Origin of the sequence: Infirmifilum sp. NZ (assembly GCF_022693705.1) — an archaeon.
Lineage (GTDB): Archaea > Thermoproteota > Thermoprotei > Thermofilales > Thermofilaceae > Thermofilum.
On the sequence record NZ_CP094288.1, the window covers coordinates 1,259,778 to 1,273,714 of the forward strand.

At 54.5% G+C, this 13,937-nt stretch carries 10 protein-coding genes and 2 tRNA genes; 8 read left to right on the forward strand and 4 right to left on the reverse strand.

Annotated elements, in window-relative coordinates; genetic code table 11:
* Positions 1 to 18 precede the first annotated feature (18 nt).
* From MOV14_RS06885 to MOV14_RS06900, 4 genes are all read left to right on the forward strand, one after another.
* Positions 19 to 135: transfer RNA gene (locus MOV14_RS06885), tRNA-Glu, on the forward strand.
* Positions 136 to 271: 136 nt separating this feature from the next.
* Positions 272 to 365 (forward strand) — tRNA-Thr (locus MOV14_RS06890).
* 54 nt (positions 366 to 419) lie between these two features.
* Positions 420 to 2,351 (forward strand): alpha-amylase/4-alpha-glucanotransferase domain-containing protein, encoded by a 1,932-nt coding sequence (locus MOV14_RS06895; RefSeq protein WP_318536594.1) that lies wholly within the window; start codon positions 420 to 422, stop codon positions 2,349 to 2,351.
* Complete coding sequence (locus MOV14_RS06900; RefSeq protein ID WP_326403624.1) at positions 2,342 to 3,973, forward strand: glycosyltransferase; 1,632 nt, start codon at positions 2,342 to 2,344, stop codon at positions 3,971 to 3,973. The genes MOV14_RS06895 and MOV14_RS06900 overlap by 10 nt, the downstream gene beginning before the upstream one ends.
* On the opposite strand, the gene MOV14_RS06905 is transcribed toward MOV14_RS06900, so the two are convergent.
* From MOV14_RS06905 to MOV14_RS06920, 4 genes are read right to left on the reverse strand one after another with little or no spacing between them, the layout of a single operon-like run.
* Positions 3,970 to 4,413, reverse strand: a complete 444-nt coding sequence (locus MOV14_RS06905; protein ID WP_318536595.1) for a helix-turn-helix domain-containing protein — start codon at positions 4,411 to 4,413, stop codon at positions 3,970 to 3,972. The genes MOV14_RS06900 and MOV14_RS06905 overlap by 4 nt on opposite strands.
* Complete coding sequence (locus MOV14_RS06910; protein WP_318536596.1) at positions 4,406 to 5,179, reverse strand: KaiC domain-containing protein; 774 nt, start codon at positions 5,177 to 5,179, stop codon at positions 4,406 to 4,408. The genes MOV14_RS06905 and MOV14_RS06910 overlap by 8 nt, the downstream gene beginning before the upstream one ends.
* Positions 5,180 to 5,236: 57 nt before the next feature.
* Positions 5,237 to 6,538, reverse strand: coding sequence for a hypothetical protein (locus tag MOV14_RS06915; RefSeq protein ID WP_318536597.1), 1,302 nt, complete (start codon positions 6,536 to 6,538; stop codon positions 5,237 to 5,239).
* Positions 6,535 to 7,500, reverse strand: coding sequence for a hypothetical protein (locus tag MOV14_RS06920; RefSeq protein WP_318536598.1), 966 nt, complete (start codon positions 7,498 to 7,500; stop codon positions 6,535 to 6,537). The genes MOV14_RS06915 and MOV14_RS06920 overlap by 4 nt, the downstream gene beginning before the upstream one ends.
* A 109-nt stretch (positions 7,501 to 7,609) precedes the next feature.
* On the opposite strand from MOV14_RS06920, the gene MOV14_RS06925 reads away from it, so the two are divergent.
* The 4 genes from MOV14_RS06925 (at position 7,610) to MOV14_RS06940 (ending at position 13,933) form a co-directional block, all read left to right on the forward strand.
* A complete protein-coding gene (locus MOV14_RS06925) occupies positions 7,610 to 9,142 on the forward strand; it encodes a type II/IV secretion system ATPase subunit (RefSeq protein WP_318536599.1) in 1,533 nt (510 codons plus the stop codon).
* Positions 9,139 to 9,996, forward strand: coding sequence for a type II secretion system F family protein (locus tag MOV14_RS06930; protein WP_318536600.1), 858 nt, complete (start codon positions 9,139 to 9,141; stop codon positions 9,994 to 9,996). Before MOV14_RS06925 ends, MOV14_RS06930 begins: the two co-directional genes overlap by 4 nt.
* Positions 9,997 to 9,999: 3 nt before the next feature.
* Positions 10,000 to 10,914 carry a type II secretion system F family protein gene (locus tag MOV14_RS06935; protein WP_318536601.1) on the forward strand — a complete coding sequence of 305 codons (915 nt, stop codon included), beginning with the start codon at positions 10,000 to 10,002 and terminating at the stop codon, positions 10,912 to 10,914.
* Positions 10,915 to 11,158: 244 nt separating this feature from the next.
* Positions 11,159 to 13,933, forward strand: a complete 2,775-nt coding sequence (locus MOV14_RS06940) for a cytochrome c biogenesis CcdA family protein (RefSeq protein ID WP_318536602.1) — start codon at positions 11,159 to 11,161, stop codon at positions 13,931 to 13,933.
* The last annotated feature ends 4 nt before the right edge of the window (positions 13,934 to 13,937 follow it).

Genomic DNA, 13,937 nt, shown 5'->3' on the forward strand with positions numbered 1-13,937 from the left:
CATGCAAACACAGGTTGAGCCCCGGTCGTCTAGCCCGGTCAGCCTGCACGAGGGCCGAGAGGATACGGCGTGAACGGCCGGCCTCAAATTGGCCTCTCGAGCCAAAGATCCCGGGTTCAAATCCCGGCCGGGGCACTCCACTCCGCACTTGATTGCTACCTGTTACGCGAAGTCGCCGTAGTCGATCATGTAGACAACCGACGGAAAGCCTCGTCTCGCACCTCAAAGAAGGCGAAAAGCTGATAAGAGCCCCCGGGAATGATAGTGAATAGCCCCGGTAGCTCAGACTGGTGGAGCGTCGGCCTCGTAAGGTTAAGGTGTTCCGGGGGAGCCGAAGGTCCCGGGTTCGAATCCCGGCCGGGGCTTTTCTGCGCGCATTACTACGAAAACGTTTTTTGAGACCTAGCCTAATAAAGCGCGTGAAGTCGTCGTTCATCTTCGTCCTGCACTTCCACCAGCCTGTGGGGCAGAAGCACAGCATTATGCACAGAGTTCAGAGCAACAGCTATGAGATGCTCCTAGAGGTCCTCGAAACTTTTCGGGATCTGCCGCTGACTCTGCACTTTAGCGGCCCGCTTCTAATGCATTGGCGGAAACTCTACCCAGACTTTCTCGAGAGGTTGAGGAAAGCGCTGGAGTCAAGCAGATTTGAAGTTCTCGGAGGGACATACTCCGAAAGCATACTCGCTTTACTCCCCTGGGAGGACAGAGTAGAGCAGCTGAAGCGGGGAAAAGCGCTCGTGATAGAGACTCTGGGGGTAGAGCCCCAGGGCGCATGGCTCGCTGAGCGGGTTTGGGATCCCACTCTTCCACCAGCAATTAGGGAAGCCGGCTACCAATACGTCATCCTCGACGATGAAGTCGGCTACAGGTCTGGCTTGTGGAAGGACGATACGCATGTAGCGCTTTTAACGGAGTACGCGGGTCAAAAGGTCGGCGTGTTCTTCATAGACACGAAGATCAGGTACATCCTGCCTTGGCGTCCCCACGCGGAAGTCCTCGACTACATAAGAAGTTTTCAGGATAGCGGTGGGTCAAGGTACGTGCTCTGGGGGAGTGACGCGGAGAAGTTCGGGGAGTGGTGGCCCCGCGATCAGGCGGAACCCTGGCTAAGATTATTCCTCACATACCTGATGCAAGACAACTCCATACAGACACTCACCCCCTCCATGTACCTGAAGAGGCACGGGTACTCCGGGCTGGCCTACTTGGGGCCTTGGAGCTACGACAAGATGATGGAGTGGAGCGGAGGGTACTTTCCCAACTTCCTCAGAAAGTACCGAGAGTCCAACAACATGCACAAGAAAATGCTGTATGTTAAGGAAAAGCTGTCAAAGCTCAAAGCACCCCAGGAGGCGTGGGAGAGCTACTACTTGGCCCAGTGCAACGACGCATACTGGCACGGGCTCTTCGGCGGCACCTACATCCCGTCTCTCAGACAGGCTGTGTTCGAGCACTTGATCAGGGCCGAGCGTATAGCTGAGGAGAGGGGAGCATACTTCGTTGGCTCGTGGTACCGCGTAAAGGAGCTGGACTTAGATTACGACGGCAAAGACGAGCTCATATTGGAAACACCGCACTCTAACCTGTACCTGAAGCCGGACGACGGCGGAACGCTCTTCGAGCTAGACATCAAGGCGGACGGAAAGGAGCACAACCTGATAAACACCATGACTCGCTACGCGGAGCCCTATCTCCAAGGCGTTCAGGGCGCGAACCCCGACTGGTATCGCCGCGTCTCGTTCAGAGAGCACATCTGGAGGCGGGATACTAAGCTGTCGGACTGGATTAGCAACACTCCATTCGTCGACGTGAGCGACCTCGCACTGAGAAGGTACATAGTAGAGTACGTTGGGGAGGGGAAGGTCGTCCTCTCCGCAGTGGGTCGGGACTGGAGCGTGAAAAGCCAGCCTGCACGGATACACGTTACGAAGGTGTACGAAGCGGATAACGAGGGCCGCGCTCTAAGGGTTTCCTACTATTGGAGAAACCTGGAGAAAAGGTTCATCGATCCGAGAATATCGATAGAACTGTCGATAATGCCACGGCTTTCCTACGCTGAGGACAAGGTGCCTGTGTACACTGTGGACGATGTTTCGAGGAGAAGTATGGGCGAGAGGTTCGAGAGCCCCTGGTCCAGGACTATAAGGGTGCAATCGGACGGTGCGCCCGAGATAGTCATCGAGAGCTCCAAGCACGCTGAAGTGTGGATAGCACCCATTGAGAGCACGTCCAGGACTGAGAGAGGCCTGAAAAGCGAGATACAAGGTCTAGGCATAGTGTTCAACCACGCTGTGGCATTAAACCCTGGCGAGTCCTTTGAGACGCAGGTGGTTCTGCGTTGGCTCTAAACGTCTGGATGCTCACATTTGAGGCCACGCCCTTCGTCAAGGTTGGAGGGCTAGCTGAGGTTCCTACAAACCTCTGCGCATCCCTGGCGGGGAAAGGAGTTAGCCCCGTCATAGTTCTGCCTGCCCACTCGCCCAGCATCGACCCAGCGTCAGAGACCGCAGAGCTGAACGCCCACGGGAAAATCTATGTGTTTGAGAAGACAGCACATGGTAACGTTTCTTTCATTAAGGTTCACGGCGGCTTTTTGGACGACCCGCGCGTCTACGCGGACGACATACTAGAGGGCAAAATTATAGACTTCACCACTGCCTTCTCGCTCCTCCTTGCGGAGAAGGAAAGGCTGGGGTTAGCGGAGCCCGACATCATACACTTCCACGACTGGCACTCCGTACTCCCGCTCCTTAAGGCGAAGGAGCAACGCGGGACCCGAGCGAAGCCTGCGCTTATCTATCATGTTCACCTATTAGTGAGGAAAAAGCTGGATAAAGCTCTCTTTGAAAAGGTGGGCCTCCGCCTGGACTGGCCTCACACAGTCTACCTGAATGGTAGGTACACGGAGCTCCCTCTACGTGAGGTTTACGAGAGGACAAATGGAGTCGCTGAAAGGATAGGATTAGCGGAGGCAGATAAGCTGGTGACCGTGAGTAAATCGTTCCTTGAGGAAGACCTCCGGTCAGCTCTCGGGGAGGACGTCCTAGGCCGAGGAACGTTCGTTTACAATGGTACGGACTGGAGCTACGAGTCACTATACCGTGAGGTTCTATCCCTGCATGGGGAGAAGCTCCGCGAGCTCTACGGGTCGAGCCCCAGCAGGCTTGAGCTACGCAGATACCTGCTTCTCCATGCTTTGGGCAACTTGCCGACAGGCGAACCAAAGCTCCAGGACGACAGGCTGAGAAACTATATCGCTGAGAGGGTAGCCCCACCTTTAAGAGACGACCTCGGGGTCGAGGCGTTCCGCTTCGACGGGCCTCTGCTGATAACCACCGGCAGGCTCTCGCGCCAGAAGGGCTTCGACGTGCTTGCCGAGGCCGTAGAGCTCCTACTGCAGGACTTGGGCGAGGCTAGGGTAATCTTCCTGGTGCTACCTGTCTGGGGCGGTGAAAGCTACGTAGACCTCTTGGTTAGCCTCTCCCGGGAGTATCCTGGAAACGTCAGAGTGATCTTCGGCGTCGCCCCCTCGATTTACAAGCTTGCCCATCTATCAGCAGACGTCTTCGCAGCCCCGTCGAGATGGGAACCCTTCGGCATCATGGCTGTGGAGGCGATGGCTGCTGGCTGTCCGGTTGTCGCCTCAAGAGTTGGAGGTTTGAAGGAGACTGTCACCGATATACGAAAGTTCGGGATCAAAGGCACAGGGTTGCACGTCGAGCCCGGGGATCCTTACGAGTTAGCAGATTCTCTGCGAGACATGCTGGCGTTCATGGAGGCATCCAATCAAGGCCAGCTCGAAAAGTACCTCGGAAAGATCGGTGACAGAAGGCTCGCAGACCTGCTTGAAAACTACATAGATGCTGGTGAAATAATTCGGAAGAACGCAATAGACAGGGTTGAATCCTACTTCACCTGGGAGAAATCCGCAGAAAAACTCCTGGCAGTTTACAAGGAGGTGCTCCGCTAGATAGAGCGGAGGATCTCCTCGAGAGCTTTCCGCACGTTCTCAAGCTTTCTCTCAAGCTCTTCAACTCTCTTCCTCAGCTCTTCAACCTGGCTTTGAGACGCTGTTCCTAGGATCGGGATGTCGAGCTTGCCTCCGCTTTGTAAGAGCTTCTCGTATGTTTCCTTCACCAGCTTACCGGCCTCCGTTTTAGCCGCGAGGTGGTTTCTTATAGTCGCCTCGGTTCTCCCAAGCTCCTCCGCGATTTTAACTATGGAGTAGCCTGCGCGCTCCCGGGCAAGAGCTCCTGCGGCGACCACGAGGCTGTCAAGCCAGGTGAGTTTGTCCTCAGCGTTCCTGATGGCATCGATGACTTCAGGTCTAAGCAGCGTGCCGAGGATAAGGGATAGCTCGAGCCTCCTCACGTCCTCTTTTCCAACAGGCTTGAGGGGTATTTCACTCATAAGAACCTCCCACCTCCACCTTGTAGGTAGCGCCCCTCAATTTAACTATTTTGTCACTGTACACGATGATCCCTTTATCCGTTATCTCGAAGGGCCTCCGCCTCATATCGTGCTTTGTTCCGCGCATCTTCCATATGATAAGAGATCGAACTAGTTCCCCGTCGATTTCGTCGAGGTCAAGCCTGACGATGCCGTCTACGGCGTGCTCTACGCCCGGTCCCCCGAACCCTCTTTCAGTCACGCTCACTTGCGACACGAACAGGGATGTTGCCCCTAAGCCTGAGAGGACCCTCTTAAGCTGCATAAGAACGGAGCGCGCCGTCGCAGGTCTCGTGAGGTACAGCGTGGAAACCGAATCAACCACAACTCTCTCGGCTTTAACGTCGCGTATCGCCTGCCTCACCACGTCTATCAGCTCACCAACGTCATCCACGCTCTTAACGACGTAGCGCTCCCTTTTCGCCGCCTCGCCGATCCCTCCAGTGAAAGCGTCGACAATCGCGAACTTGCCCTCGTCTTCGAATCTTCGCACGTCCCAGCCGAACGAGGCCATGTTTCTCCGTATCTGAACGGGGTGCTCTTCTAACGCTACTAGCACGCCTGCCTCCCCGTTTGACAACCCGTAGAACAGGTACTGCTGGGAGAATATCGTTTTACCTGTTCCAGGTCCCCCCGAGAGTAGAACTATGTTTCGCTTCGGTATGCCGCCGTAGAGGAGCTCGTCGAAGCCAGGAATACCAGTTTTTATTTTTTCAATAACACTCATTTACAATCACCCAAGTATTCTTTTCCTGCCCAAAATATTAAACCTTTTTTACCGGATTCAATCGATAAGTGGCGGAATGAGATTGTAAAGAGTTGCAAGCGCAACCCGCACGTTTTCAGCGCGGTACATCGCCTCGTAGTAGGCCTCGTAGAGAGCCCTCTCGATGAACCAAGGAACCACTAGCCTAAAGATGTCCGTCAGCGACGACCCAGGCAGAAGTCTTTTGTCCACACTTCTCCGGTAGGCCTCCACGACCCTCTCACTCACCTCACGCGACCACTCGCGCACGAGCCGGACGCGAGGATCGCTACCCCTAATGATTAAATTGAATGTTTCCGCACTATCAAGCCGCAAGCTACTCGATAGGGCGAAGAAGGCTATGTAAGAGATTCCTCTCAGCATCGAAGCTATATCGCGCACAGCTGGCTCGAGGTCCTGTTGAAACTCCGGGGGCCTGCCAGGCTCCCCCTCAAAGTCCACGATGAAGAACCTATCCTTCTGCATCAGCATCTGGGAGAAGTGTAGGTCTCCGTGCGTTCTAATGATCTTGTGTCCCAGCATTCCTCGAAAACCCTCTTCAGCGAGGCGCTCGAAATCTCCTGAGAGCCCGTTATCCCACCCGAGCTCGCGGAGCCTCTGTCGGTAAGTGTTTACTCGCCGTGCCCATTTCTCAATATCGCGCGGCCCCGCTTCACGAGGGCAACACCACTCTCCCCGACACTCGAGCATTCTGTTGTGGAAAAAGGAGACGGTTGTAGCTACGCCCTCCAGCAAGTCCGCCGGGATCTCGTAGCCCCCGCCAAGCGTGCTGATAAGGGAATTGTAGAGTACTGAGCCGGGGTCGATGCCCCCCTCGATGTACCGGGTCATAACGCCAAGCGGCTGGTCGCCGACAAAGTAGGAGAGGATGAGCTGGGGTGCAATACCCGTATCGCTCAAGTACTCCAGGAACGCCGGCTCGGGGTTGAAGCGCGAAGCCAACCTGTACCCCTTGAGAACGAATCTCTCGCCGCTCTCGGAAGACACAAGCGCGTGCGGGTTTGTAGCGTCCTCTGCTATCGAGCCGCGCACCCTTAAGGCTTGGCCTAGCACGCGTCCTTTGACTTTGATGGAATCGCAGTTGATTATTTTCTCTAGGAAATCCGCGCAGTACTCTGCTTCACAGTATCGCTCCCCGTTGTAGATAGCGCTATTCCTTGGAGAGCACGCGCACTTTTCGAGCGGTAGTACGTAGTTCACGCCACCTATGCTAAACTCTAGGATATGCACACCGTTGCACGCCGCCACATGGCGAGGATTAACGCGCACTGGCCCCTTTGCTCGTAACCATCTCTTATTCTCAAGGAGGAGCAAGCTCACTTCAGCCTCTCCCTAAGCTTCCTTATAGCCTCCTCGCTGCTTTCTCCACTTATAACCTCTACGTGCTCCGGCTTCCTTGAGAGGTCGGTAGGCACCCTTACGCCGACAATCAGGTGCTTCTCGCCTGTGTCCAGGGTTTTCCCGTAAGTGCTCAGCACTTCCTCACGCACTTTCGCGGGGTCAGCATCACGGGGGTAGACTGTGTAAACCACGAACCTCTGCGAGCCCTTCTCCAATAGCATCGGAACCCTCTTCTTCAAACCGCTGAGGCTCGTTACTTCAGCGTCAATATGCACCTTGTATCCCTGTGAAGCCGCGGCGTCTGCGATCTTCCTGCTGAGGATCTGCCCGTAGATCTCCGCTAAGACAGTCCTCTCGACGGAGTACCTGTACACCTCCCTGTAAACGGCATCCTTGTGGTCGAAAACGGCGCCGCAGGAAAGGCACTCAAGGGAGGCTACAGGAACGTTGAATGTGAGGCCGCAGCTCCTGCACCTGTAGGTTACGCCGATTACGATCCAATCTCTCCCCTGAGCGCCTAGGGGTCTTGAGCACTTGGGGCACAGCCTGTTCCCCCTTGCGTCCTTTGGGGCGCCTTCTAGTACGCCGATATAACCACACGGTACATGGCTGAAAAGAGTGTTTCTTTCAACGTCCTGGGACCCGCAGCTGGGGCAGTTGTACCTTACCTTAAAGCCCGTGTGACCACACTTTGGGCAGAAGACAAGCCTATCGGCCACGAGGGGCTTCAAAATGCCTCTTTTAACCGCCTCCTCGAGGAGAGCGTCCTGGGATAGCCCGTACTTCTCTGCGATCCTGGAGCAGGGGCTAGTACCAGCTGGTTTCGAAAGCACCTCGCTGACCCCGCTTTCGAAGAGGCAGACTACCAGCTCCTGAAGAGCGCCTGCGAGGGACTTAAGGTACATCGCCTCGCTGCGGTGAAGCGCTTCAGGCCCGGCCACGATGACACCTATATGCAATGTGAAAATACAGCTATTATACTTTTACCTTTAATTAATCACGACACTACGTTTTTAACCGAACTCAACGACTTACACAGAGGACGAATTTATGTGCGCGCAGCTTATCAACACTCGAGTGGACGGGGGCGAGATTCTACTCGAGTTCTACGAGATAGCTCCCCCCTATGCATACGCTCTCGTTGTCAGGAAGCGCGACGGGGCGCTCGAGTATCGGTTAGTGGAGCCCCCTCTAACACCCGAGGATGTTAGGATCCTCGAGAGGATAAAAAGAAACCTTCTGGTATCATCGACCGAACGGTATGACCAGGCGCTCAGGAAGCTGACGAGCGATCCCGAGTCCTTTCTCGAAGAGGAGGTAAAACGCGTTATTAAGCAGTACAAAATAAGCGTCTCGAGCGAGTCATTCGACAAGTACCTCTACTACATTATGCGGGATACTATAGGCTACGGCCGCATAGACGCGCTCCTAAAAGACAAGGAGATAGAGGATATCTCTTGCGATGGCGTCGGCGTCCCCGTGTACGTGTGGCACAAGCGCTACGAGTCAATCCCAACGAACGTGGTGTTTGAGGATCGGGAGGAGCTGGCGAGCCTGCTTTTAAAGCTGACCTACAGAGCCGGCAAGCAGGTCTCCGTCGCTCAACCCATCGTCGAGGGCACTCTGCCCATGGGATACCGTCTCCACGTAACCCTAGACGAGGTTTCGAGACGCGGAGGAACATTCACGATCAGGAAGTTCCGCGAGGTCCCCTTCTCCCTAGTAGACCTCGTGAAGCTCGGAACCATTTCACCGAACCTTGCGGCCTACCTCTGGTACCTGATCGAGAACAACAGGAGCTTGATGGTGGTCGGCGCTACCGCGGGCGGGAAGACCACGACACTCAACGCCGTAGCAACCTTCATTAGGCCCGAAGCTAAGGTTGTGACGATCGAAGACACCCCCGAGCTACGCCTCCCCCACGAGAACTGGGTCCCACTTGTAACCAGGCCCAGCTACGAGGAGTGGGTCAGGAACGTCGACCTCTTCGATCTCCTCAAAAGCGCTATGAGGATGAGGCCAGACTACATAATTATCGGCGAGGTCCGCGGAGAGGAGGCATTTACGCTTTTCCAGGCTATAGCGACCGGTCACGCTGGGATGTGCACCCTCCACGCGGAGAACATCGATTACGCTGTGAAGAGGCTGATCTCGCCCCCCATGAACGTCCCCATTTTCCTGTTACCCATGATGAACGTCGTTATACTGGTGAGAAGGCTGAAGATAGGCGAGAGGATCGTCAGGCGTGTTGTTAGCGTACAGGAGTTGCTGGGGGTAGACGAGGAGGGGAAAACAGTTGTTTCACGCGAGGTCTTCAGGGTTAACCCGGTGCTGGACAGGATCGAGCAGGTAGCGGAGAGCGAGCACATTAGAAGGATAGCGGAGGAAAAGTTCACGACCCTGAGCGAGGTCCAGAAGGAGCTGGAGAGAAGAGTATCCGTGATAGAGTACATGGCTAAGGCGGGTATGACTTCGTACGAGCAGATAAGCCGGGTTGTTAGGGATTACTACAGAAACCCGGAGGTGACCTACCGCCTCCTGATGGACGGCTACTACGCGAGGGAAGAAGTTAAGCAAAGGTGAGTCCCCTGTCGCTTGAAGCCTTTACGGCTAGATTCCTGCAAATAGCGGAGCCTTTTAGGAGGTACTACGAGAGAGCGGGCTTCAGCATCTCCTTTGAAGCGTATGTTGAAAGCATCGTGAAAGCTCTTGTCCTCGCGGCTGCCTCAACGTTCTCGGTCCTCCTGTTCGTCCACTCCTACATCTTTAAAATCGCCCCGGTTTTCGCCGTGCCAGCCTCCCTCACCCTCACTTTAGCGGTTCTACTCATCTTCACGGGATTTATGCTGTACTACCCTGTCTACAGGGCATACTCAAGGCGCGTAAGCATCGAGAAAGACCTCCCGTTTACGGTGGCATACATGGCGTCGCTAGCGTCCTCAGGCATGGGTCTTGAAAGGCTCCTGGAGAGGGTTGCGGTCTATGAGACGAATAAGGATCTGCGCAGAGAGTTTTTCCTGGTGTTGAGGGATATCAAGGCTCTAGGCCTCGACACTGTCACCGCTCTAGCCAGGCTGTCAGCCCGATCACCGAGCGCAGCCCTCTCGTCCTTCGCTCTCGCCCTGAGAGAAGCATACATAACTAGCGGTGATTTGAAGAGCGTGCTGATGCACTACGCGAAGCTGATGCTGGACGAGAAAACCCAAAGGCTACGCAACCTCGTAAACACTCTGTCCATGCTTGCAGAGGTGTACACAACGATGATGGTTGCCGCGCCGCTGATGTTCATAACCATGTTGATCGTGATGAACATCCTCGGCGGGGGCGTTCTCGGCCTCTCTCCAGACATTCTGATCCTCGTGCTGACTTTCATAGTCATCCCGTTTTCCGCTGTTGGCATTTACGTAGCTATAGATGGATTGATGTCGCGGGTGTAGGTAATGCCTTACTTCATGCTCGACTCTAGGCGCACGGCGGTCCTACTATCCCTCGGGCTCGCGCTGGCCGCAATTCCGATCGCGTATGTACTAGTGGGGCTACGCTACGAGCTTCTTTCGAGCTTGAAGCTGGTAGGCGGTGCACTGATAGTGGTGACGTCTACGCGCGTTAACGTGCTACTGCTCACCGCGCTGATCCTGGTATTCCTCCCCTACGCTATTGTGGACACCCTTAACAGGATGTACATATCAAGGATAACGAGCATACTCCCGCACTTCTTCAAGTCCGTAGCGGAAGCCGTTAGGTCTGGTTTAACGCTACACGAGGCCCTGCGGTCGGTCGCGGAGACGGTTCCAGGCCCGCTCAGCTCCGAGATCAAGAAGGCGCTCGTAGAGGTGGAGCTGGGAGAGCCCCTAAACATTGCTCTTAGAAGGATACCTGTGAGGGTCAGAGACTTAAACGTTGAGAAAGCTGTGACCATACTGGTAACGGCTAACGAGAGCGGTGGCAGGGTAATCGACGTTCTCGAGTCTGCCGCCGACATCTTCGCGGCTTTAAAAACCTACGAGGATGAGAAGTCCACCACGATAAACCCACACGTGATAACGGTTTACATATCAACGATAATTTACCTCGTCTTAGCGCTGACAATACTCTACGTATTCGTGATACCCCTAGGCGCGCTGCAGAGAACAGGAGGCTTCTTCGGGGCCCTCGACCCACCACTCTACGAGACCATAATGCTGTACTCCGGTGCGATAACAGCCCTGTCCGGAGGGTTAATTGTAGGCAAGATGAAGCACGGGAGGGCTTCCGCGGGGTTAATCCACTCGGCGGTGCAGCTCTCAATCGTTTCCGCCGGTTTTCTTCTCGCAGGAATGTACCTGACCCCCCTCACAGTCGTAGGCTCACCGTGACACCGTTCTCTTGCATCAAGCAGCTGGTTGCTCTAAGCTAGCAGATCAGTGTTTCCCCGTTGCGCGGATCACCCCGACCTTCTCATGATTTTTAAGTATTGAGGAGATGCTGTATCGGCTTAACAATCGTTTATCGCCGTAGCTGATAGACACAGGAGCAAGATTGAATGTGGGGGTAAAAGAAGGTGTGTCGTAAAGCAAAGGGAGGTATATAGCCCGAAAGATATCGTTTTTAAGGTCGAAGGTGAAAAGAAGGAAGAGCTGGATGATCGCGAAAAGGATCCTGAGTCTTCCTCTAGTTTTTCTTATTGCACTGTCCAGCCTCTTGCTGATTGCTGATTCAGAGCACTGGTCTTCGTCGGTGGTCTCGTTTGACCGGTTTAACATACTCTCAGTTGCGGTAAGCCAGGATGGCAGTTTTGTAGCCGTGGCTTACGGAGACAACAGGTACTACCAGCGCTTTGTCGACGTTTACGCGTCGAATCTATCGCTGGTTTACAGGCTCCAGCTCAACAGCTTCTCCGATGTATCCCCCATATTTCTGGATAACTCGACACTAGTGGTAACCGAGTTCGTGAAAAACGCCGAGGTTCCTTACTCTTATGTCCACCTCGTCGACATCATTAGGAAAATACATCTTCAGTCCCCTAGGGTTCCCGGCACCGATCTGAGCGGCGTTAGGAAAGCCGTTGTAGCAGGGTCGACACTGTACATACTGACGGGCAAGTACCTAGTGGGATTTACTCTGGACCTGAGCCGTAGAACGTACCTGAAATCCTTTGTTAACACTGGTTTACAGGTGCTGCCGCTGGGTGACAGCGTGGTCGCGCTGTCTGTAGAGACTTTGTGCCACATTTGCCTCATGCAAAACGAGAAAGTAATCACTCTGATTACGCCGCGAGGTGAGAGCTCCTACACGATCTGTCATGCTCTCTCGCTAGTAAGGCTACCCACAGGCAACATGGGCATCGTCTACGACAACTCGACCGTTGAGGAAATCACACTATCAGGAGCAGGCATCAAGCCACTTAGAAAACTCAAACTACCTTTACCGCTACAGGGGGTTTCCGAGCCTAGCTACAGGCTCCTGTACTCGCTCGCCCTCAACGGCCTAGAGGTGAGGCTCTCCGTATACAGCTTCGCAGATAGGGCTCTAAGGGAGCTTCAGATTCCGTTGCCCTACTCGAAGGGCGATCAGATCGGTCTAAGGGTGTACGATGACGGAACCTATCTCGCGTGGGACAATGATATCGTCGTGCTGGGTAACCTCAGCGGGATAACGGGTATCGTTAATGCTGGTTTCATTGTCAGAGACGCTCACTACACTAACGGGAAATTATACGTTGTAGGTGATACCAATCTGGCGATTTTCCAAAGAGCCCCAGCGAGTAGTAGCTATACTCTGACCTTTGAGGTAGTCCCCGAGCAAGGAGGGAGTATCGGCAACCTCACCGTGATCGTGAACGGTGCAACGGTAGGCTGTTTTGCAGGATGCTTCAACTTGACTTTACCCAGCGGATTTTACAACGTCACAATCACAACTCCAGGATACGTGGCTGTAACAGTCCCGGTGAACCTAACCAGCAACGCGAGGTACACGGTAGTGCTGCAAAGGGTGAAGTGCCCCCTCATCGTCTACGCGTCATCGACGACCGGTGGCCAGCCCGAGATTATCGTCTACAGAGGGAATGCGAGCCTGGCTCGTGGCGTAGGGTACCTCGAAGTGCTACTTCCGGAGGGTAATTACACCGTAGTTGTATCCTACGGCAACTTTACTCAAACCAGAACTGTCAGCCTTCGTGGCAGAACAGAGATAAGAATCATAGTAAACAGCACTTACACTCAGCAGGGCCTCAATGCCTCAGAACCTAACACCCCGGTCGAGGGAAATTCCAGCATTACGGCCGTCGTGTACGGAGAGGAGACGTGCCCCGACTGCAGGCAGACGAGAGAGTTGCTCAGCAGAGCTGTAGAACGTTTAGTCTTCAAGGATATCTCCAACCAAACGTTCCTTGCGGAGTACAACTACCTGTACCAGCTTGCCCTAAGAGAGTTCCCCAGGGTAGTCCCCCTGACGCTCGTGTTTAAGGGAGAACGGTTGCTTGCTGTCGTTGTTGGTCCCCAGGACGAGGCAAGCTGGATCAAAATCCTGAGCTTAAACCCGGGCAATGCCACGTTAGTGGTCACCTACCAGGGTGAGTGGGTGTACCGCTCATTCAACTCGACCGAAGCGTACAGGATTGCCCTGCAGGAGGCCCCACCTCCAAGCCCCACTCCAACAACAAAGACCAGCGAGCTTCTGCCTACGATCCTAGCCTTAGCGGCTGCGGACTCCATTAACCCCTGCACTCTCATGGTGTTCGCGGCTTTGATCATGGCCGTCATGGGGATAAGCGGGAGGAGGAAGGCTGTGTCGGCCTCCGTCGCGTTCATTTCGGCGGTGTACGTCTGCTACCTACTCTTAGGATTAGGGTTGATAAGGTTCATGTCTCTCTTCAGCTGGCTGAAGTACTTCGTTGCTATGGTTACAGTGGTGGCAGGTGCTTACGCGGTGATCCAGTCGACTTTCACGTGGCAGGAGGGCTGCAGAGACGAGCATGCAGGGCAGAAAGCCTATTCCTCCAACATTCGCCGATACTTCGACCTTATCTCCCAGAAACTCAACAGCGCGTCGCAGCTATTTCTCACAAGGGCTCAGAAGGGTAGTATTGTCGCTGCGTTCCTCGCCGGAGCTGCTGTGAGCTTTACGCTTCTACCCTGCAGTAGCGGACCATACATCGTAGCTACCTACATGCTCGCAGGCGAGAGCCCTGCGGTTGCACTCCTCCTTCTACTGCTTTACAACTTCGTCTTCGTCCTACCCCTCGTTGCCATAGCGGCGGGCACGATTATCGGCGGGAGGCTACTCTTAATGGTCGATGCAGTCACAGTGCATTTGAATGCTTTGAGGAGGTGGACCGAGCTTGCACTCGGCCTGCTCCTGATCTTGCTGGGGATTTATATAGTGCTTTTCCGCTGAAACA